Below are 19,281 nucleotides of genomic sequence, written 5' to 3'. Positions count from 1 at the left end.
CTGTACAACCACCACTTGCCACAAAAGGCACTGGGGCATGAAGCCCCAGTCCAAGCACTCAAAAAATGGAAGATGAAAGCTCCTGATTTATTCGTCAAGAACGTGCGTAATCATCCGGGACCCGACAGTTACCGCCGAGCCTGCCTGCTTCGTGGAGGCAAATTACGAGCCGGTCGGCATGTCGCGAACCCGCAGCATGGGATGCAAGGTATTGGGGGAGGGAAATTACGAGGCTTGCGGGGCGCCAGGCAGACTGAAGCCATCGCTGGATGGGGGCGCCTCTGTCCAAGGCGAGAGCTGCCATCTCGCCACGCAAGCGGGAGGACACTGGCGTGCTTTCGGATGTCGTCGCATGGTTTTTGCGCCAATCGTTTTTTTGAGATGCGCCAAATCGCAAATTGCGAGGGGACCATTGCGGCAAAGAAAAAAGCCGTTAAGTCATTGAGACTTAACGGCTTTTTGTATGTGGTGCCCGGGGCCGGAATCGAACCGGCACGCCTTGCGGCGGGGGATTTTGAGTCCCCTGCGTCTACCAATTTCACCACCCGGGCTTCGCTTAGCGCAGACGCGAATTATGGCACAGTATTAGACATGAAAACTTATTCGACCATCGAACATGCTATCGGTCACACGCCGCTGGTGGCATTGCAACGCATCGGCGCGGATGCAAACCGTGAACGTGCAAACGTAGTGCTGGGCAAGCTCGAAGGCAACAACCCGGCTGGCTCCGTCAAGGACCGGCCTGCGCTGTCCATGATCCAGCGTGCTGAAGAGCGCGGCGAGATCAAGCCGGGCGACGCACTGATCGAGGCAACGTCGGGCAACACCGGCATTGCCTTGGCCATGGCTGCAGCCATCAAGGGCTATCGCATGATTCTGATCATGCCCGAGGACCTGTCCATCGAACGCGCACAGACCATGAAGGCTTACGGCGCCGAACTGATTCTGACGCCCAAGAGCGGCGGCATGGAATATGCGCGCGATCTGGCCGACCAGATGGTGGCCCAGGGCAAGGGTGTGCTGCTGGATCAGTTTGCCAACCCCGACAATCCCAGGGCCCACTATGAAACCACAGGGCCGGAGCTGTGGGAGCAGACCGGTGGTGAGATCACCCACTTTGTGAGTGCCATGGGTACTACCGGAACCATTACCGGAGTGGCCAGGTTCCTCAAGGAAAAGAACCCGAACATCAAGATCATCGGCGCTCAGCCTTCCGAGGGATCGCGCATTCCAGGCATCCGCAAGTGGCCCGAGGAGTATCTGCCCAAGATCTATGACGCTTCGCTGGTCGACGAGCTGGTCTATGTGACGCAGGACGATGCCGAAGACATGGCCCGCCGCATGGCGCGCGAAGAGGGCATCTTCGCGGGTATCTCGGCTGCCGGTGCCCTGTGGGTGGCCCAGGAAATTGCCAAACGCGAGCAGAACGCCACCATCGTGTTTGTGGTGTGCGACCGTGGTGATCGCTACCTCTCTACAGGCGTGTTTCCGGCATGAGCAATGTCTTTTGCGTGATAGCGCAAAAGAGAATCAACGCTCCAAATGACAGTCAGCGCTTATCCATCAAGCGCTGACTGCTATCAATATCAAGAATAGGACTTACGCAAACAAGAATGCAGCAGCGGCCTGCCTTATGAGACAGACGCCTCGCCTGAACCCGTTTTGCGTAAGTCGTGAAGAATACGGAGAGCCTCATGGCTTATGAAGTCCGCTTTTGTTCCAACTGCGCGACTGAGCTGCAATGGATTGTGGCCAGCGAGGACAGCGGCGAGGTGCAGCGTCTGCGTTGCCCGAGTTGCGGGTTCACGCATTGGGGCAATCCCACGCCGGTGCTGGCGGCTGTGGTGGAAGGTGATGACGGCCGGGTGCTGCTGGCGCGCAATGCACTGTGGCAAGAGGGCGTTTTCGGCCTGATTACGGGCTTTATGGAGGCCGGTGAATCGCCAGAAGCCGGTATCTGTCGCGAGGTTCTCGAAGAGACGGGGCTGCGGGTGAAGGCACTGCGTCTGCTGTGCTGCTCGGAGTTTCTGCGCATGAATCAGGTGCTGATTGCCTACCATGTGCGCGTGCAGGGCCGACCCGAGGATGTGAAGCTCTCGCCCGAGCTTCTGGAATACCGCTGGCAGACGGCCCAGGAGTCGCTGTGCTGGCCTGCAGGCACGGGCTACGCTTTGGCAGAGTGGATCAAGCAAAAAGGCTTCGAGCCGCGCTTTGGTGCTTTCCGTCCCGGTCAGAACCCGGAGCCTGATCCCGCCAAATGGCCTGTGCGACGCTGGGCTGAGGACACTCGCTTTACGGTGGCACCGGCTCTGGATTGAGCAAAGACCGCGCTGGCACTGCCAGCGCCTGGTTTTTCTACAATCGGCGCTGACGAGGAATCCACCCCATGCACGTAGATCAAGAAGTTGACACCCGCGGCCTGAACTGCCCGCTGCCCATTCTCAAGGCCAAGAAGGCGTTGGCTGCCATGCAAAGCGGCCAATTGCTCAAGGTCGTGGCCACAGATACCGGCTCCATCCGGGACTTCCAGGCCTTTGCCAAGCAGACCGGCAATGAGCTGGTCGAGCAGCAGACGGTCGGTGATGAATTCATCCATATCCTGCGTCGGCGCTGAGCGCTGAATCGGTCTGAGAGCATTGGACGGACAAAAGGCCTGCAAGCGCAGGCCTTTTGTCATCAGAGAGGCTTTGGCCGATCTTGCTTATAGGCTCAAGCTCTTGAGGTATTCGCGAAAGCTGTCGCCCACATCGGGGTGCTGCAGCGCCAGCTCCACCGTGGCTTCCAGAAAGCCTTCCTTGCTACCACAGTCATAGCGCTTGCCTGCATACTGGAAGGCATAGACGGCTTCATGAGCCATCAGCCGTTCGATGGCATCGGTCAGCTGGATCTCGCCACCCACACCCTTTGGCTGGTTGCGGATCTCGTCGAAGATGGCGGGAGTCAGCACGTAACGGCCCGCCACACCCATGCGCGATGGCGCTTTCTCGGGAGCGGGCTTTTCCACGATCTCATCGATGCGCATCAGTGGGCCGCCCGCAGGCTCGCCCTTTACGATGCCGTATCGCTTGGTGTGCTCGAGCGGAACTTCCTGAACGGCCAGCAGAGAGCGGCCCTGTTTCTGGAAAGCGGCCGCCATCTGCGCCATCACGCCGGGGCCGCCATTCTCTCCTGTCATCAGGTCGTCGGCCAGAATGACGGCAAAAGGTTCATTGCCGACCAGGGGTTGCGCGCACAGAACGGCATGGCCCAGGCCCAGGGAGCGGGGCTGGCGCACGAACAGGCAGTTCATATCGGCCGGGCTGACGCTGCGCACAAGGTCCAGCATGGCCTGCTTGCCGGCATTCTCCAGCTCGTTCTCGAGCTCGTACGAAGTGTCGAAATGGTCTTCAATGGCCCGCTTGCTGCGGCCGGTGACAAAGACCATGTCGCGGATGCCTGCCTCGTACGCCTCTTCCACGGCGTACTGGATCAGCGGCTTGTCCACCACAGGCAGCATTTCCTTGGGCGAAGCCTTGGTGGCGGGCAGAAAACGGGTGCCCAGGCCTGCAACTGGGAACACGGCTTTGCGGACGCGGGTTTGATTGCTCATGTGCTTGTCTTTTCTGGATGGAAAAAAGGCGCAGTTGCCTGCGCCTTGTTTTTGGAGAGAGTTTAGCGGGGTTTAGCCCAGACGAGCGAGCTGCTCGTTGATGCGTGTCAGTGTCGCGCCGAAGTCGGCCAGGCGCTTGCGCTCCTGTTCCAGCACTGCGGCTGGAGCCTTGGCGCAGAAGGCCTCGTTGCTCAGCTTGCCGTTGGCCTTGACGATCTCGCCTTCGAGGCGCTTGGCTTCCTTGGACAGGCGGGCCTTCTCGGCTGCAACGTCGATTTCGACAAACAAAGCCATGCGGATGTCGCCCAGGACGTTGACCGGAGCAGTCTGTGCGGCGGTGGCCCATGCGGCTTCGTCATCGAACACCTTGACTTCGCTGAGCTTGGCCAGGTTCTTGAGTACGTCGGCATTGGCGCGCATAAATGCCGAGTCCTCGGCATTGCCGGCCACGGTGAGCAGCGGCAGGCGTTGAGCGGGCGACACGCCCATCTCGCCACGCAGCGCGCGGCAGGCATCCACCATCTGCTTGATGCGGCCCACGTAGGCGATAGCGGCTTCGTCGATCTTCTCCGGCTGTGCTTCGGGGTAGCGTGCCACGGCGATGGAGTCGCCCTTGAGGCCGGCCACGGGCGCAACCTGCTGCCACAGTTCTTCCGTCACAAACGGAATGATGGGGTGGGCCAGGCGCAGAATCGCCTCCAGCGTACGGATCAGCGTGCGGCGCGTGGCGCGCTGCTGGGCCTCGTTGCCGGTCTGGATCTGCACCTTGGCGATTTCCAGATACCAGTCGCAGAACTCGTTCCAGACGAAGTCGTAAATCGTGTTGGCGACATTGTCCAGGCGGAACTCGGCAAAGCCCTTGGCCACTTCTGCCTCGACCTTTTGCAGCTGCGAGCTGATCCAGCGGTCGGGCTGGCTGAAGTGCATATAGCCGGCGAACTCGCCGCCCGGTTGGCACTGCTCCTTGGTGTGGGGTGCCAGACCGCAGTCATGGCCTTCGCAGTTCATCAGTACAAAGCGCGAAGCATTCCAGAGCTTGTTGCAGAAGTTGCGATAGCCCTCGCAGCGCTTGCTGTCGAAGTTGATGGAGCGGCCCAGCGAGGCCAGGGCAGCAAAGGTGAAGCGCAGAGCATCGGCGCCATAGGCGGGGATGCCTTCGGGGAACTCTTTCTGCGTGTTCTTGCGCACCTGGGGCGCGGTCTCGGGCTTGCGCAGGCCGGTGGTACGCTTTTCCAGCAGCGGCTCCAGCGAGATGCCGTCGATCAGATCCACGGGGTCCAGCACATTGCCTTCGGACTTGCTCATCTTCTTGCCTTGCGCATCGCGCACCAGGCCGTGGATGTAGACATGCTTGAACGGCACGCGACCCGTGAAGTGCGTGGTCATCATGATCATGCGGGCGACCCAGAAGAAGATGATGTCGTAGCCGGTCACCAGCACCGAGGAGGGCAGGTAGAGGTTGAAGTCGTCATCGGCCGCATGGCCCTGCTCTGGCCAGCCCATGGTGCTGAAAGGCACCATGGCGGAGGAGTACCAGGTGTCCAGCACGTCGGCATCGCGGGTCAGCTTCTTGCCGGGGGAAACCTTGTCAGCTTGTGCCTGGGCTTCGGCCTCGTTCTTGGCAACGTAGATATTGCCTTCTTCGTCATACCAGGCAGGAATCTGGTGGCCCCACCAGAGCTGGCGCGAGATGCACCAGTCCTGGATGTTGTTCATCCACTGGTTGTAGGTGTTGACCCAGTTCTCGGGCACAAACTGAACTTCGCCGGAGGCCACGGCGTCGATGGCCTTCTGGGCGATGGACTTGCCGCTCGGGTCCTGGTCGCTGACCTTGCTCATGGCGATGAACCACTGGTCGGTCAGCATGGGTTCGATCACCTGGCCGGTACGGTCGCAGATGGGCACCATCAGCTTGTGCTTCTTGATCTCGACCATCAGGCCCAGCTCTTCCAGGTCGGCCACGATGGCCTTGCGGGCCACGAAGCGATCCATGCCGCGGTATTTTTCAGGCGCTTCGTCGTTGATCTTGGCGGTCAGCGTCAGTACGCAGATCATGGGCAACTTGTGACGCTGGCCCACCTGATAGTCGTTCTGATCGTGGGCAGGCGTGACCTTGACCACGCCGGTGCCGAACTCGCGGTCCACATATTCGTCGGCGATGATGGGGATCTGGCGGCCCACCAGGGGCAGGGTCACGGTCTGGCCGATCAGGTGCTTGTAACGCTCGTCTTCGGGGTGGACCATCACGGCCACGTCGCCCAGCATGGTTTCGGGGCGGGTGGTTGCGACCACCAGATTGCCTTCGCCGCTGGTCAGCGGGTAGGCGATATGCCACAGGCTGCCGTCCTTTTCCTGGTTCTCGACTTCCAGGTCGGAGACTGCAGACTGCAGCACCGGATCCCAGTTCACCAGGCGCTTGCCGCGGTAGATCAGGCCTTGCTGGTACAGCTTCACAAAGGTCTCGGTCACCACCTTGGACAGCTTGTCGTCCATGGTGAAGTACTCACGGCTCCAGTCCACGGTGTCGCCCATGCGGCGCATCTGGGTGGTGATGGTGTCGCCGGACTTTTCCTTCCACTCCCAGACCTTCTTGGTGAACTCGTCGCGGCCCAGTTCATAGCGGCTCACGCCCTGGGTCTGCAGCTGGCGTTCCACCACGATCTGGGTGGCGATGCCTGCGTGGTCGGTTCCGGGAATCCAGGCCGTGTTGTAGCCCTTCATGCGGTGGTAGCGTGTCAGCGAGTCCATGATGGTCTGGTTGAACGCGTGGCCCATGTGCAGCGTACCTGTCACATTGGGTGGGGGCAACTGGATGGAGAAGTTGTTGCCTGCAGCGGTAGCTTCGGTACCGGGCTTGCCTGTGCCGCGATAGCCGGCATTGCCGTAACCGCGCTTTTCCCACTCAGGGCCCCAATGGGCTTCGATGGAGGCAGGTTCAAAAGACTTGGAGAGGCTGTCGAGGCCGGGCTGTTGAATGGTGTCGCTCATGGCTGCGTTACAAGAACTCTGGAAATGAAAACGGCATCCTGAAAAGGGATGCCGTCTGCATGAAAGATAAGGACGGATTGCCAATGATTTTAGCGATCCGATCCAGTGATGAGCGCGGTAGGTCTTATTTCGTCCTCTTGCGCTTATTTATCAAGCGCTTGTAGCTATTGAATTAGCGAGACTGCGCCTGAACAAGCATGTACCACGCCAGAGACGTCGAGCAAGGCCTGGGCAGCCCCAACCGCCCCGCAGCGAGGGCGTCGTCCCTCATGGGGGAAGCGGCGTAGCCGCTCAGGGGAGTTACTTACCAGGAACAAACTCCGGCCGGTCGTTGTTCTGCGGCTTGAGGGGAGCGCTGGACTTGCCCTCGGCACGTTCCTTGCGCCACTGCTCCTTGCGGGCCGTCCACTCGTCCAGGCGTGCATGGGCGGTCTTGCTTTCCTTGAGCATCTGCAGCTCGTCGGCCAGCTGGGCCGTCAGCTCCAGGCGGATGCCGTTGGGGTCGAAGAAGTAAATGCTCTTGAAGATGTGGTGATCGGTTACGCCCAGCACTTCCACGCCGCAGGCCTGCAGGCGGGCCTTGGTGTTTTCCAGCTCCTGGACGGAGTCCACTCGGAAGGAGATGTGATTGATCCAGATCGGAGTGTTGGGTGAGGGCAGGGCCGCTTCGTCGTCGCCAATGTCGAAGAAGGCAATGAAGGAGCCGTCCTTGAGGCGGAAGAAGAAATGGGTGTAGGGGCAGTATTCGCCCGTGGAAGGGACATAGTCGCTCTGGATGATGTGGTAGAGCGGCAGGCCGAGGATGTCCTCGTAGAAGTGACGAGTCTCTTCCGCATCCTTGGCCTTGTAGGCGTAGTGGTGCAACTGCTGCACGGCGGCAGGTGCGGGCAGCTGGCTCATGTCCGCACGCCGGGGCTGGGAGTAAACCGGGGTAGGGGCGGCTTGGCTCATGCGATGTCTCCTTCAATTGTGTGAGTGGATTGATTCTACTATTCGTAATTGATTAACCTAAAGTAAATTTTTTTGATGAAGGGGATTTGTGTCTGAAGCATGCCGCAGACGCAAAAAAGCCCGGACCGCTTGCACGGGCCGGGCCAAAGAGAGAGCCCGCAAGGGGCTTCACTCGAGAGTCTTTGCGGACCTGGATTACTGCTTCACAGCTTCGATCTGCAGGACCAGGCGCACTTCCTTGGAGAAGCCGTAGGGGATGCCGTAGTTCACGCCCCACTGGGTGCGGTCGATGGTGGCCTCGAAGTCGCCGCCGCAGACTTCACGCTTTTGCAGCATGGGGCTTTCGTAGCAGGTGAACTTGTTGGCCTTGACGGTGATGGGGGCGGTCTTGCCCAGCAGGGTCAGCTGGCCGGTCACTTCCTTGAGCTTGTCGCCGTCAAACACGAACTTGTCGGAGACAAATTTGGCTTCGGGGAATTTTTCCACGTTGAAGATGTCGGCGCTTTGCAGATGCTTGTTGAAGGAGGGCGTGCCGGAGTTCACCGAAGTCATGTCCAGAGTCACTTCGACCTTGCCGGTCTTGGCTGCCTTGTCGAACTGAACGTTGCCGCTTTTCTTGTCGAAGCGGGCACGGTTGGTGGAGGCGCCAAAGTGGTCGATCTCGAAAGTCGCAAACGTGTGTGTGGGGTCGATGGCGTAAGTGGCTGGTGCCGCCTGGACAGCGGTGGCAAACAGGGACGCAGCGGCCAGAGCGAACAGAGTGGAACGCATGGTGAATACTCCTTCAGGGATTGGAACTATCAAAACATGAGCTTTCAGCGCTTGCCTATCAAGCACTGGAGCCGAAAAACGCTTAAAGCTTGCCGACGCCAGTCAGAGCCAGCTTGAATTGCACATTGACCTCGTCGGCCACCATGGAGGTGTCCTTCCAGTCGCCATCGCCGATCTTGAAGTTCAGACGCTTGAGCGCCAGCGTGCCGGCGGCCGTGGTGGTGGCGCCGGACTGGGTCAGCGTCACGGGCAGGCTCACTTTCTGTGCATTGCCCTTGATGGTCAGCGTGCCGTCCACCTGGAACTTGCCACCGCCCAGAGCCTTGACGGCGCTGGAGTCAAAAGTGGCCTGAGGGAATTTGGCAACGTTGAACCAATCTGCCTTGGGCAGTTCGGCATCGGTTTCCTTGGCGCCCATGGTGGCGCTGCCGGTATCGACCGTGAAATGGATCTTGCTGCTCTCGGGTTTGGCGGCGTCGAAGGCAATCTGGGCGTCGAACTTCTTGAAGTGGCCCTTGAGCGGCACGCCCATCTGCTTGGCTTCAAAGTTGACGGCGCTCTGTGCGGGCACCAGGGCTTGAGCGGCCTGTGCGGTGTTGCCCAGGAAAGCGGCTGCAATCAGTGCAGAGGAAAAAAGGACTTTCATCAAAAACTCCTTGTGATGAACATACAAAAAACTCAAAAGCCGGTACGGCTTGAAGGAGCGAGACAGCAGGCAAGCGCCGCCGCGCAGCAAAGCGGTTGTCCCCCAGGGGGGAAGCGGCGGGGCCGCCCCGGCAACGCCGCTCAGGGGGGACTATTGGCCCGGAACCATGCGTGACAGCAGTCCGTCGCGGTCAATGACCTGATGCTTGATGACGGCAGCGATATGCATCACCACCAGGGCTGCCAGCGCATAGGCCAGATAGCCATGCCAGGGCTTGAGCGATTCGGCCAGCTCGGGGCTCTTGCTCACCAGGTCAGGCAGGGGCAATTGTCCGAACAGCACGATGGGAAATCCTGCTGCCGAGCTGTACATCCAGCCCACCAGCGGGATGGCAAAGAACAGCGCATACATCAGGTGATGCACGCCATGGTGGGCCATGCGCTGCCAGCCCGGCATGGTGCGGGTGACGGCTTCGGGCAGCTCTGGTGGTCGGTGGGTGATGCGCCAGACCAGGCGCAGCACAGACAGGATCAGAATCGTCATGCCGGCCCATTTGTGCCAGTTGAAGTACTTGAGGCGTGTGGGCGAGAAAGGCAGGCCTGTCATATAGAGGCCAAAGGCGAAGATGCCGATCAGTGCCAAGGCCAGAACCCAGTGCAGGGCGATGGCGGTACCGGTGTAGCGGGAGCTTGAGTTCATGGAAACTGCAATCAGAAAGTGCGGGTCGCGGGCGCTGGGGACCCGCTGAAATTGATATGCAGTGTATGAAGCGGCGAATGCAAAAAGGTTCAGCAGGATTGAGGGCTCGATTCAAAAAAGCTGAATGTCCGAACCAAAAAGCGCTGGCTTCAGCAAGGTCGTCGAACATTCGATGCACAGCGAAGTGGGCGCATGCCGTTTTGCATGGCAAGCACTAATAAAGGAAGTTGGTATTGATGGGTATCAATTTTCCGAGTATTTAACTTGTGAATTTAGGTGGCAACAAATCATGCAGGCTGCTGTTTCTATACTCCGCGCCTCTTAGTCTTTTCAAAGACCAAAGCGTGGCGGACGGCCAAGGCTGGCGATATGTGGGTAGAAATGCCGACAACAACTGCAGCCGTTATCACCTGCTTTTTGACTCTCGGACGCATACAACGTTCGGGAATACATAGTCATCTAGCGATGTGCCCACGCCAGTCCTTGCTGTTGTTGTGCGCATTGCAGCAAGGAGTTGGAACCGTGTCCAAACTGGACTTGAATCGGCGCAGTTTTCTGAAGGCTGCCGCCGCCATGGGCGTGATTGCGAGTGTGCGCCCGGTCAAAGACGCACTTGCGGAATTGATAACGCCCGCCAGCGGTCAGGAGACCCACTGGATCAATGGCAACACGCTCAACTACCGCCGCGACGGCATGGCCAAGGTCACCGGGCAGAAGGTCTTTGCCATCGACCTGCGCGCCAGGGACATGCAGGGCTGGCCTGCGCAGCAGTCGCATGCGCTGACCATCCATATCCCGCGCGCCGACCGCATCTACGAAGGCCTGGATCTGTCGGTGCTGGGCAGCGACTACCAGCCTGATGTGCTGATCGACGCCGAGTCCATCGCCGCCGACGGCGTTGGAATGCCCGAGCCGGGCTTCTATGGCGAGTTCTTCGTCAAAAAGGGCCAGGTCTCTCCCATGCTGGGCCACCCCGTGGCCGTGGCCATCTGGCACGACTACGAGAAGTTCCGCGTGGCCAACCAGCGCCTGCGCTTCAATGACGCGATCTTCCGCTTCGGAGCCAAGGCTGCCCAGCCGCCACGCGCGCCCTATGTGGCCGCGCGCTACGTACGCGTGCAAGGCGAGGACGGCTATGGCGAGGACAGGTTCTCGCCCATGAAGAACACCGTCATCTGGCCGCAGCTCGATGAAAAAGGCGTGCACTGGCCCGACAGCAGCCATCCCGCCTTCGGCGCGCTGATGGGCGAGTCGGCACGCATCCAGGCCGAGATGAAACAGCCCAGGGACGGCTTGCGCGCGTTTGCACGCAAGTACTACAGCCAGTCCATCGAGCATGTGGCCATGGAAATGGAAAACGGCCTGGCCTGGTATGAGCGCGATAGCGGTGCGCTGCACATGGTTGCCGCGAGCCAGGCGCCCTACGGAACGGCCGAGCATGTGATGCACATGCTCAAGGACAGCAAGCTGCCGCTGAACCAGCTCGACTACATCAGCTCCTACACCGTGGGCTACGGCCAGAAGGAGCACCATCCCTTCCCGTTCTACGTGGCACTGGCGTCGCTGTATGCCCAGGGCCGCCCGGTGCGGCTGGTGCTGGACCGCTGGAAGCACTTCCAGTTCGCTCTCAAGCGCCATCCCTTCGACGTGGAGACAGCGATCTCGGTGGACAAGGACGGCAAGTTCCATGCGCTGACCTGCCACATGGTGGGCGACGGCGGCGGCGTGACCAACTTCAGCCCCTCGGTGGGCACGGTGGCAGTGACGGCGGCGCAATCCATTTACTACTTCCCCGAGAGCGACCTGTCGACCGAGGTGTACCCCTCCATCGGCGTCACGGCCGGCTCCATGCGCGGCTACGGCACGGTGCAGTCCATGGCCTACACCGAGATGCTGGTCGACGAGATCGCCCAGGAGATCGGCCTCGATGCCATCGAGCTGCGCCGACGCAATGTGCTCAAGAGCAGCATGAAGAACACCCAGGGCGCCTCGCCCTCGGGTCATTTGCGTATCGGCGAGATCCTCGACATGGCCGCGAAGGACCCGATGTGGACCGAGCGCGCCAAGCGCAAGGCCGACTTCGAGGCAGCCAACCCCGGCCTGCGCTACGGCATAGGCTTCGGTGCCGTGCAAAAGGACTTCGGCACGGGGGCAGAAGCCTCGATCGCGCAGCTCGAGATCACGCCCGAGGGTCGCATCAAAATGCGCCACATCGCCACCGAGATCGGCACCGGCAGTACCACGGCACAGCTGGTGGCGGTCGAGCCCTTCCTGGGGCGCCCGGCGGACGACGTGGACTTCGCGGTGAACCACTGGGACAACCTGCCGCTGCACACCAAGGACGAGCCCTACACCACGCCCCAGGCCAAGGAAGACGAGCTGGCGCGGGACCCGACCTGGACACCGCGCCTGGTCTCGCCGGTATCGGCCTCGAACTCGGCCTACTACTTCCGCCACGCCACGCAACAGGCGGCGCAGTTGCTGCTCAAGCTCTGCCTGTGGCCTGCTGCCCAGTCAATCTGGTCCGGCAAGGAGGGTGGGGGGCAGATGCTGCCCAGCACCGTCACCGAAGACATGCTGGAGTGGCGCGATCGCATGCTCGTGGCCGAGGGCCTGGAGCCGTTGAGCCTGGAGCGCTTGGCCGAGCGCGCACACGAGCAGGGCATCGTGACCGGCGTCTGTGTGCACGCCTTCAATCGCTGGGCCTGGGCCAAGGCCGACTTCACGGTCGAGGGCAGGAAGTTCCAGGCCATGATCGACGCCCTGTCCGTGCAGTACGGCAAGGGAGCTGGCGAGGCCAAGAAGGCCGCGATGAAATCCGGTGGCTATGCCTTCATCGCACGCGACAAGGTCTATTACCCGCCGGTGCAGCGCACCAATGCGGGCACGGTGTACTACGCGCCCTGCGCCACCATGGTGGAGCTGTCCGTGTCCCCGGGTACGGGCAAGGTGAACCTCCTCTCGCACAAGACCTGGCTGGAATGCGGCGCGCAAATCGTGCCCGAGCTGGTCTCCGGCCAGATCCAGGGCGGTGTGGCCATGGGCATTGGTCATGCGCTGTACGAAGACCTGCCGCGCCATGAGAGCGGCCCCGGCAACGGCCAGTGGAACCTGAACCGCTACCACGTGCCGCGCGCCAGCGAAGTGGCCGTGTGGAAGGCCGAGGGCGTGGTGCTGCCGCCGCTGTCGCGCACCGATCCGCCCAAGGGCATGGCCGAGGTGGTGATGATCCCGGTGGTCGCCGCCTGCGTCAACGCCATCGCCCATGCCACGGGCAAGCGCTTCCATGCGACCCCTGTGACCCCCGACAAAATCAAAGAGGCACTGTGATGCAGGACCGTATTCAATTCTCCGCCACCATCAATCGCAAACAGGTAGGCCCCGTCGACGTTCCCAAGGACTTGATGATGATCGAGTTCCTGCAGGAGTACGCGGGCATGAACGGCACGCGCCTGGGCTGCGGCCAGGGCGTGTGCCGCGCCTGCACCATCATCGTCGACGATCCGGAAAAAGGCTCGATCACCGTGCCCGCCTGTGTGACCGGCGTGACCTGGCTCAACGGCAAGACCATTCGTACCGTGGAAGGCATTGCCTCCGTGGACGACAAGGGCGTGGTCCATCCCTCGCCGGTGCAGAAGGCTTTTCTCGAGCATTACTCCTTCCAGTGCGGCTACTGCACGCCCGGTTTTGTGAACTCGGCCACCGTGCTGGTGGAAAAGCTCCAGAAGCAGCCCGTGCCCGCCGATGAGGTGGAAAAAGCCATCGAGGAACAACTGGAGCCCCATATCTGCCGCTGCACCGGCTATGTGCGCTACTACAACGCCGTGCGCGACGTGATCCTGAAGACGCCGGGCCTGACCACAGGCAAGCGCAGCAAGGAGGTCGTCAACAATGGCTAAGACCTGGATCAAAGGCCTGGGCGCAGCCGCCGTGCTGGGCGTGCTCGTAGCTGGAGGCATGTATCTGTACGGCAGCGCAAGCGGCGACGTCCCGCCGGCCACGGTGGACTTTGCCAAGCTGGGCCCGCAGGAGTTCGATGCGCTCTACAAGCGCGGCGAGCAGGTGTTTCGCGGCGGTGACTGTGCGGCCTGCCACAGCTCGCCTGCCACGGGCGCGGAGCTGGCGGGCGGTGTGCCCATGGTCACCCCCATGGGCACGCTTTACGGCAGCAATATCTCGCCTTCCAAGGAGCACGGCATCGGCGGCTGGACGGCCGACGATCTATACCGCGCAGTGGCTGCCGGCATGGCGCCGGGGCGCAAGAACCTCTATCCGGCCATGCCCTATGCCAGCTACCACCAGATCACGCGTGCCGATGTCGATGCGCTGTGGGTGTGGCTGATGAAGCAGCCGGCCGTGGAAGTCGCCAACAAGCCCAGCGAGATGAACTTCCCGTTCAACATCCGTCCTGCCGTGGCCATGTGGAATGCGCTCAATCGCCCCGCCGCCAAGGAGTTCGACATGTCGGTGGACGAACTGGTGCGCGGCAAGTATCTGGTGGATGTGCTGGGTCACTGTGCCGAATGCCACAGCCCGCGCACCAAGGCCACCTTCGCCATGGATGGCTCGCGCTATCTCGAGGGCAACACCATCGAAGGTTCCTACGCTCCGGCGCTGACCCCCGATGCCCTGAGTGAGCGCGGCTGGACAAAGGACGATCTGGTCAAGTTCTTCCGCACCGGCCTGTCGCCGCAAGGGGTGATGACTTTCCGCATGTCATCGGTGCTCGAGCATTCCACCTCGCGCATGGCGGAGGCCGATGTGCGCGCCATGGCCGCCTATCTGACCCAGAACCGCGAGATGCCCGGGCCGAAGGTCAAGTCTGCCGAGGGGCAGACCAGCGTCAAGGGCGAAAATCTGTACCTGGGCTTGTGCGCGGGCTGCCACGGTGCGCAGGGCCAAGGCCAGCCGCATTCGTCGGTGCCCATGAGCACCAACACCACGGCCATGTTCCCCACGCCCATCAACCTGATTCGCGTGATCCGCGAAGGCGTGCACGAGCGTGACCTGGCCCATGGCGAACGCATGCAGACCATGCCCGGCTATGCCGACAAGCTCAGCAACGAGGAGATGGCCGACCTGGTCAACTACATGCGTCAGACCTGGGGCGGCCGCCCTGGCGACGTGACCGCCGCGCAGGTGGCAGAGCATGTGAAGACCATAGAGCACAGCAAGTAAGTCCAGACCTGGCTTGAGGCCACGGTCGCTCGCGGCTTGCCGCGGCGGCCGTGGCCTTTTGCTTTGCGCTCGGCGAGAGCAGGGTAGTTGGCCGCACAGCGTCCGCGCAACTCAGTGCCGCAGTAGCGGCTTGCCTGTTGCTTGTAAGCCGTGTCGGAGCGCGCCTATTCGTCCTGCGCCGGATTGTCCGGCAGCACCACCATGGCCTGGGCTGCGAGCTTCCAGGCGATGGCCGAGGCCTCCATATCGCCACGGTGCTCGGCCATCAGCGCCAGGCGCTGCCAGGCGCGCGTGCGCAACTGGGGGTCTTGCAGCAGCGGTGCGGCGCGGGTCAGCAACTGCTGGGCCTTGCCCCATAGCTCACGCTGCACGCAGGCCACGCCGGCCAGGTATTGCAGGCGCGATTCGCGCGGGTTGGCATTGGCTGCGGCTTCCATGCGAGCCAGCCAGGCTCCATCCAGCTTGCCCAGGCTTGACTGCAACACTTCCACCAGCTTGGGCAGATGGGTTTCCGTGCGTGGTCCGGGCTGAGTCAGCAAATGCTCCCACACGGGCAGCAGCCAGGCGCGTGCCTGCTGGGCTTCGCCACCCAGCTCGATCAGGCGTTCCGTGGCAGGGATGGCCACTTCGGGCATGGCACGCTCGTCTTCGTCCAGCGACAGCCAGAACTGCTGCAGCGACGAAGTGTCACGTGCGTCGCGAATGCTGGCCAGCAGCAGGCCGCGTACCACGCTGGCCGAGGCCGCGGGAGAGAAGGCGCGGTGCTTGGCCAGCAGACGGGCGGTGTCGAGCGCAGCCTGCGTGTCGCCGGACAGGCGTGCGGCCTTGAGCTTGATGCGCAGGGCAATCGTGCGGCGGCCTGCGCCCAGCGGCAACTCGCCCAGGCGGCGAATCGATTCGGCGGCATCGCGGTCATCCAGTGCCCAGCGGGCCGCGCGCATCTGGGCGCCTTCGCGAATTTCCATGTCCTGGGTGTTGCCGGGGATGGGCAGCACGTCCAGAGCCTGTTGCCAGTGCTTGTCGCGCAAGGCGGCATCCTGCAGGGCGTGGGACGCATCGGCGGCGATCAGATGGGCCGTGGCGTTCAGGCGTTCGCCATAAGGTAGGCCGGCCTTTGCCTCGCGCAGCGATTGCTCGGTGGACAAGGCGGCCAAAGCCGATTTGCGGGCGCGCAAAAAGCGGCCGGCCTGCAGATGCGAGAGCGCTTCGAGCAGGCTCTGGTTCATGCCGCGCTCTTTTTGCTGCATGCGCCAGCGGCGTGCCTGATGCGGCATCTGCAGCAGCACTGCCAGGGCACGCAGCGCGGCATAAAGCAGCACAAAAGCCAGAAAGAGCAGAACCAGGGCCAGGTTCAGCGACATGTCCACCCGGTAGGGCGACCAGAACCAGGTGACCGAGCTCTGGTTATTGCCGGCAAACAGTGCCATGGCCACGGCCACGGCAAACAGACCCATCAACCACAAGGCGGCGCGCATTTCTGTGTCCTCCTCGATTAGCGGCCGGCGGCCGCTGTGGTCAGAGCGTTCAGCGTGTCTTCAAGTTCCACGCGTCCGCCCGTATGCAGATTGGCCTGAATCTGCTGCAACTGCGCCTGGGCGATCTGGGTACGCCGCGAGCGTGCGTCAAAGTATTTGTTGAGCAAGGTGCCTGCAGCGCTCAGGTCGGCGCGCGCCGATTCCCACTGGCGCGACAGCAGGGCCAGACGGGCATTGAGCAGTTGCAGCTTGAGGTTCTCGCGCAGGAAATAGCCTTGCTCGGGGGCCAGCAGGGCCACCTCGGGGTGATCGATGCGGCGCACGCGCACCAGATCGGCCGCGCCATCCTTGAAGGAGTCCCAGACCCGCTGACCCTGGCCCTGCCACCAGGCCCATTGAGTGAGGGAGAGGCTGGCGTCCTCGGGAGTGTCATGAGCGGCCGCCGTCTTGCGGGGCTGAGCATCGCGCGCACGCTGGCGACCCACATCGTTGATGAGAGCCAGGTCGTCCACCTGACGGATCAGGTCTTCGATACGGCTGAGTACCCCCGTGGTGTCCGTCACGCTCATGCGTGAGAGCTTGTCCAGATCCAGATCAATGGCGCGCACGACGGGCGCCAGACGCGGCTGGGACGTGCTTTCCACGCGCTTTCTGGCTGATTTGAGGCTCGCCACCAATGGCTGCAGGCTGCCCGAGAGTTCCGCCTGTTGCTGGGCCATGCGTATCGAGGATTCGATATCGGCCACGAGGTTTTCATCGCGCGAGCGCGACATGCTTTGCATCAGTTCTTCAAGCTGGTTGCGCTGCAGGCTGAGTTCTGCCACACGCGCTTCCATCACGGAGACACGTGCTGCGCTGTCGCGGGCCAGGTCCTGAGCATCCTTGGCCAGGGTGCGAGCCTCCACCGACTGCGCGCCGGACTGCGCCGATTGACGCGCCAGCTGCTCCTGCATATTGCCCACGCGCTGCCACAGCATGCCGCAGGCGACCAGGGCTGCGGCAGCCACCGCTCCCAGCGTCAGCACCAGAGCCGTGGGGGCTCCACGCCCGGTCTGAACGGAGGCGGGATGGTCCTGGCTGGGCGGTGGGGCTATGGGTTGCTTGTCGGAGGTGGGGATGGCATCGGAGCTCATAGAGCCGATTCTATAGACGCAACCACATCGTCCAGACTTGGGCGACTGTGCAAAACCCGACCGAAACCTGCTGAAAGTGCTTTGCTGGCAATGCGTTCATGGGTGGTGAGCGCTAACACTGAGTGCCATTGCTGCTGAGGCAGCAGCTGTTGCAGGTTGGCAACAGCTTCCGAGCTGCTGAACAGCCACAGGCTGCCGTCGCTGGCGGCTTGCCGGGCCAGATCCAGCTGTTGCGCCGTCCATACGGGAAGCTGGCGCTCATACACGGCCAGCAGTTCCACCTCGGCTCCGGCTTCGCGCAGCCGGGTTGCCAGCCAGTCACGGCCTGCGCCTTGTGTGGACGGGATTGGCATGCCGGCATTGTCGGCGACGGGGGCGGTCGCAGGGCTGGTGCCGCGCACGATCAGCACGCGGTCGCCAGGGCGAACCTGGCCGTGGACGTTCTGCCAAAGCGCTTCGGACTCGAACTGCGCCGCGTCAGGCGAAGGGCCGTCGATTTGGAGAGAGGCCAGTCCTGCTTCGAGCAGGGCGCGCTTTGTGCCTGGCCCGGGGGTCCACGCCCTGGTATCCGGCGCTAGCAACGCTTCAGCATCGAACGCTGGGGTTTGATCCTGGGCAAAAAAATACTGCACCGCATTGCCGCTGACAAACATCACGGCCCGGTAGTGACCGGGCTTCAGCGCCAACTGGCGCGCCCTCAGCAGAGCCTGGTGTGCTGCCGGGTCTGTGCAGGGCCCTATGCCTATCAGCGGCAAGGCCTCGGCCTGCAGGCCGCGGGCGCGAAACGCATCGACCCAGGGTTTCGCATCATGCAAGGGGCGGGTGACCAGAACGCGGCGCATGGGCAGGCGCGGCTCAGTCCTGCTTGGGCGCCGCAGGCACGGCACCCGCGGCTTGCAGCTGCGCGGCCAGTTGCTCGCCCAGGGCGTTGGCGCTGGCAAAGTCCGTGACTTGGGCGCTGGCCTGCACGCGCACCAGGCCCTTGCTGCCCTCCATATCGCCCCAGGCTGCATCCATGTGCAGGGTGTTGCCTTCAAAGCGGCCGTAGGCGGCCAGCGGCATGGAGCAGCTGCCGCCCATGCAGCGGCTGACGGCTCGCTCGGCAGTCACGGTCAGCCAGGTGGGCATATGGGCCAGCGGAGCCAGAGCGTCGATGATGTCCTGGCGATCCGCGCGCACCTCGATGCCCAATGCGCCCTGGCCGGCGGCGGGCAGCATCTGTGTCGGGGCGAACCTGGCGCGGATGCGCTCGCTCATCTCCAGGCGCATCAGGCCGGCGGCTGCCAGCACGATGGCGTCGTACTGACCTTCGTCGAGCTTGCGCAAGCGGGTGTTGACATTGCCGCGCAGGGCCTCGATCTTGAGATCGGGGCGCAGCGCCTGCAGCAGGGCTTGGCGACGCAGGCTGGAGGTGCCGACCACGGCCCTCTGGGGCAGCTCGTCCAGCGACGCATATCGGTTGGAGACAAAGGCGTCGCGCGGGTCTTCGCGCGTCATCACGCAGGCCAGCACAAAGCCCTCGGGCAGCTCCATGGGCACATCCTTCAGGGAATGCACGGCCAGATCGGCGCGCCCTTCCTCGAGAGCCACTTCGAGCTCCTTGACGAACAGACCCTTGCCGCCCACCTTGGACAGGGCTCGGTCCAGAATCTGGTCGCCCTTGGTCGTCATCCCCAGCAGATCGACGCTGTGGCCGCGGCCGCGCAAGATCGCCTGCACATGCTCGGCCTGCCACATGGCCAGCTGGCTCTCACGTGTGGCAATGACGATGGATGTGGGTGAGGATGCAGAAAATTTCATGACGGCGCGGTCTCAAGCGGGTAACGGGGAATGCTAGCATGGCAAGTTGCC

The 19,281-nt window shown here is 62.4% G+C and carries 17 protein-coding genes, 1 tRNA gene and 1 pseudogene; 8 read left to right on the top strand and 11 right to left on the bottom strand.

The features are described 5' to 3' along the window. Nucleotides 1-126, top strand: a pseudogene (locus FSY45_RS28335) (IS481 family transposase); the annotation flags it as partial. Nucleotides 127-466: 340 nt separating this feature from the next. On the opposite strand, the gene FSY45_RS21090 reads toward FSY45_RS28335, so the two are convergent. Further along, nucleotides 467-551 (bottom strand) — tRNA-Leu (locus FSY45_RS21090). Nucleotides 552-591: 40 nt separating this feature from the next. Between FSY45_RS21090 and cysM the strand changes: the two genes are divergently transcribed. The 3 genes from cysM to FSY45_RS21075 all read left to right on the top strand — a co-directional run bounded on the left by cysM (nt 592) and on the right by FSY45_RS21075 (nt 2,614). Next, nucleotides 592-1,497, top strand: a complete 906-nt coding sequence (gene cysM, locus FSY45_RS21085) for a cysteine synthase CysM (RefSeq protein ID WP_003069113.1) — start codon at nt 592-594, stop codon at nt 1,495-1,497. Nucleotides 1,498-1,694: 197 nt separating this feature from the next. After that, on the top strand, nt 1,695-2,318 hold the full coding sequence (locus tag FSY45_RS21080; protein WP_003069116.1) for an NUDIX domain-containing protein: 624 nt from the start codon (nt 1,695-1,697) through the stop codon (nt 2,316-2,318). Nucleotides 2,319-2,386: 68 nt separating this feature from the next. Further along, nucleotides 2,387-2,614, top strand: coding sequence for a sulfurtransferase TusA family protein (locus FSY45_RS21075; RefSeq protein WP_003052800.1), 228 nt, complete (start codon nt 2,387-2,389; stop codon nt 2,612-2,614). 87 nt (nt 2,615-2,701) lie between these two features. Here the strand turns inward: FSY45_RS21075 and galU are convergent, their stop codons facing one another. The 6 genes from galU to FSY45_RS21045 form a co-directional block, all read right to left on the bottom strand. Further along, on the bottom strand, nt 2,702-3,589 hold the full coding sequence (gene galU, locus FSY45_RS21070) for a UTP--glucose-1-phosphate uridylyltransferase GalU (RefSeq protein WP_046460926.1): 888 nt from the start codon (nt 3,587-3,589) through the stop codon (nt 2,702-2,704). 72 nt (nt 3,590-3,661) lie between these two features. After that, nucleotides 3,662-6,577, bottom strand: coding sequence for a valine--tRNA ligase (locus FSY45_RS21065; RefSeq protein ID WP_046460925.1), 2,916 nt, complete (start codon nt 6,575-6,577; stop codon nt 3,662-3,664). A gap of 300 nt (nt 6,578-6,877) precedes the next feature. Beyond that, nucleotides 6,878-7,528, bottom strand: coding sequence for a VOC family protein (locus FSY45_RS21060; protein ID WP_003069123.1), 651 nt, complete (start codon nt 7,526-7,528; stop codon nt 6,878-6,880). A 195-nt stretch (nt 7,529-7,723) separates the two neighbouring features. Next, on the bottom strand, nt 7,724-8,299 hold the full coding sequence (locus tag FSY45_RS21055) for a YceI family protein (RefSeq protein ID WP_046460924.1): 576 nt from the start codon (nt 8,297-8,299) through the stop codon (nt 7,724-7,726). Between the two features lie 82 nt (nt 8,300-8,381). Beyond that, nucleotides 8,382-8,945 (bottom strand): YceI family protein, encoded by a 564-nt coding sequence (locus FSY45_RS21050; RefSeq protein ID WP_003069127.1) that lies wholly within the window; start codon nt 8,943-8,945, stop codon nt 8,382-8,384. Nucleotides 8,946-9,095: 150 nt separating this feature from the next. Continuing rightward, the gene (locus FSY45_RS21045; RefSeq protein ID WP_046460923.1) at nt 9,096-9,644 is read right to left on the bottom strand and encodes a cytochrome b; all 549 of its coding nucleotides are present in this window, start codon (nt 9,642-9,644) and stop codon (nt 9,096-9,098) included. A 124-nt stretch (nt 9,645-9,768) separates the two neighbouring features. Here FSY45_RS21045 and FSY45_RS21040 point away from each other — a divergent pair, with 124 nt between their 5' ends. From FSY45_RS21040 to FSY45_RS21025, 4 genes are all read left to right on the top strand, one after another. After that, nucleotides 9,769-9,969, top strand: a complete 201-nt coding sequence (locus FSY45_RS21040) for a hypothetical protein (protein WP_123975029.1) — start codon at nt 9,769-9,771, stop codon at nt 9,967-9,969. A gap of 197 nt (nt 9,970-10,166) precedes the next feature. Further along, nucleotides 10,167-12,974, top strand: a complete 2,808-nt coding sequence (locus FSY45_RS21035) for a xanthine dehydrogenase family protein molybdopterin-binding subunit (RefSeq protein ID WP_148748373.1) — start codon at nt 10,167-10,169, stop codon at nt 12,972-12,974. Further along, nucleotides 12,974-13,543 carry a (2Fe-2S)-binding protein gene (locus tag FSY45_RS21030; protein WP_003069132.1) on the top strand — a complete coding sequence of 190 codons (570 nt, stop codon included), beginning with the start codon at nt 12,974-12,976 and terminating at the stop codon, nt 13,541-13,543. The genes FSY45_RS21035 and FSY45_RS21030 overlap by 1 nt, the downstream gene beginning before the upstream one ends. Next, nucleotides 13,536-14,822, top strand: a complete 1,287-nt coding sequence (locus FSY45_RS21025) for a cytochrome c (protein ID WP_046460921.1) — start codon at nt 13,536-13,538, stop codon at nt 14,820-14,822. The genes FSY45_RS21030 and FSY45_RS21025 overlap by 8 nt, the downstream gene beginning before the upstream one ends. A 164-nt stretch (nt 14,823-14,986) precedes the next feature. Here FSY45_RS21025 and FSY45_RS21020 read toward each other — a convergent pair whose 3' ends face one another. The 4 genes from FSY45_RS21020 to hemC are packed head-to-tail and all read right to left on the bottom strand — an operon-like array spanning nt 14,987 to nt 19,230. After that, nucleotides 14,987-16,297 (bottom strand): heme biosynthesis protein HemY, encoded by a 1,311-nt coding sequence (locus tag FSY45_RS21020; protein WP_046460920.1) that lies wholly within the window; start codon nt 16,295-16,297, stop codon nt 14,987-14,989. 17 nt (nt 16,298-16,314) lie between these two features. Then, nucleotides 16,315-17,430 carry a uroporphyrinogen-III C-methyltransferase gene (locus FSY45_RS21015; protein WP_046460919.1) on the bottom strand — a complete coding sequence of 372 codons (1,116 nt, stop codon included), beginning with the start codon at nt 17,428-17,430 and terminating at the stop codon, nt 16,315-16,317. Next, nucleotides 17,427-18,272 carry a uroporphyrinogen-III synthase gene (locus tag FSY45_RS21010; protein WP_046460918.1) on the bottom strand — a complete coding sequence of 282 codons (846 nt, stop codon included), beginning with the start codon at nt 18,270-18,272 and terminating at the stop codon, nt 17,427-17,429. The genes FSY45_RS21015 and FSY45_RS21010 overlap by 4 nt, the downstream gene beginning before the upstream one ends. Before the next feature lie 13 nt (nt 18,273-18,285). Beyond that, nucleotides 18,286-19,230: a hydroxymethylbilane synthase gene (gene hemC, locus FSY45_RS21005; RefSeq protein WP_046460917.1), complete on the bottom strand. Its 945-nt coding sequence runs from the start codon at nt 19,228-19,230 to the stop codon at nt 18,286-18,288. Between the last annotated feature and the right edge of the window lie 51 nt (nt 19,231-19,281).

Source organism: Comamonas sp. Z1, from assembly GCF_008121555.1.
Lineage (GTDB): Bacteria > Pseudomonadota > Gammaproteobacteria > Burkholderiales > Burkholderiaceae_C > Comamonas > Comamonas thiooxydans.
This window is presented reverse-complemented; position numbering and strand designations above follow the sequence as displayed.

Bases quoted from the DNA above. Each gene is read 5' to 3' on its own strand.
- FSY45_RS21030 (WP_003069132.1), top strand. From the start codon at position 12,974: ATGCAGGACCGTATTCAATTCTCCGCCACCATCAATCGCAAACAGGTA.
- FSY45_RS21015 (WP_046460919.1), bottom strand. From the start codon at position 17,430: ATGAGCTCCGATGCCATCCCCACCTCCGACAAGCAACCCATAGCCCCA.
- FSY45_RS21010 (WP_046460918.1), bottom strand. From the start codon at position 18,272: ATGCGCCGCGTTCTGGTCACCCGCCCCTTGCATGATGCGAAACCCTGG.
- cysM (WP_003069113.1), top strand. From the start codon at position 592: ATGAAAACTTATTCGACCATCGAACATGCTATCGGTCACACGCCGCTG.
- FSY45_RS21075 (WP_003052800.1), top strand. From the start codon at position 2,387: ATGCACGTAGATCAAGAAGTTGACACCCGCGGCCTGAACTGCCCGCTG.
- FSY45_RS21025 (WP_046460921.1), top strand. From the start codon at position 13,536: ATGGCTAAGACCTGGATCAAAGGCCTGGGCGCAGCCGCCGTGCTGGGC.
- FSY45_RS21050 (WP_003069127.1), bottom strand. From the start codon at position 8,945: ATGAAAGTCCTTTTTTCCTCTGCACTGATTGCAGCCGCTTTCCTGGGC.
- FSY45_RS21065 (WP_046460925.1), bottom strand. From the start codon at position 6,577: ATGAGCGACACCATTCAACAGCCCGGCCTCGACAGCCTCTCCAAGTCT.
- hemC (WP_046460917.1), bottom strand. From the start codon at position 19,230: ATGAAATTTTCTGCATCCTCACCCACATCCATCGTCATTGCCACACGT.
- FSY45_RS21045 (WP_046460923.1), bottom strand. From the start codon at position 9,644: ATGAACTCAAGCTCCCGCTACACCGGTACCGCCATCGCCCTGCACTGG.
- FSY45_RS21060 (WP_003069123.1), bottom strand. From the start codon at position 7,528: ATGAGCCAAGCCGCCCCTACCCCGGTTTACTCCCAGCCCCGGCGTGCG.
- FSY45_RS21080 (WP_003069116.1), top strand. From the start codon at position 1,695: ATGGCTTATGAAGTCCGCTTTTGTTCCAACTGCGCGACTGAGCTGCAA.
- FSY45_RS21040 (WP_123975029.1), top strand. From the start codon at position 9,769: ATGTCCGAACCAAAAAGCGCTGGCTTCAGCAAGGTCGTCGAACATTCG.
- FSY45_RS21020 (WP_046460920.1), bottom strand. From the start codon at position 16,297: ATGCGCGCCGCCTTGTGGTTGATGGGTCTGTTTGCCGTGGCCGTGGCC.
- galU (WP_046460926.1), bottom strand. From the start codon at position 3,589: ATGAGCAATCAAACCCGCGTCCGCAAAGCCGTGTTCCCAGTTGCAGGC.
- FSY45_RS21055 (WP_046460924.1), bottom strand. From the start codon at position 8,299: ATGCGTTCCACTCTGTTCGCTCTGGCCGCTGCGTCCCTGTTTGCCACC.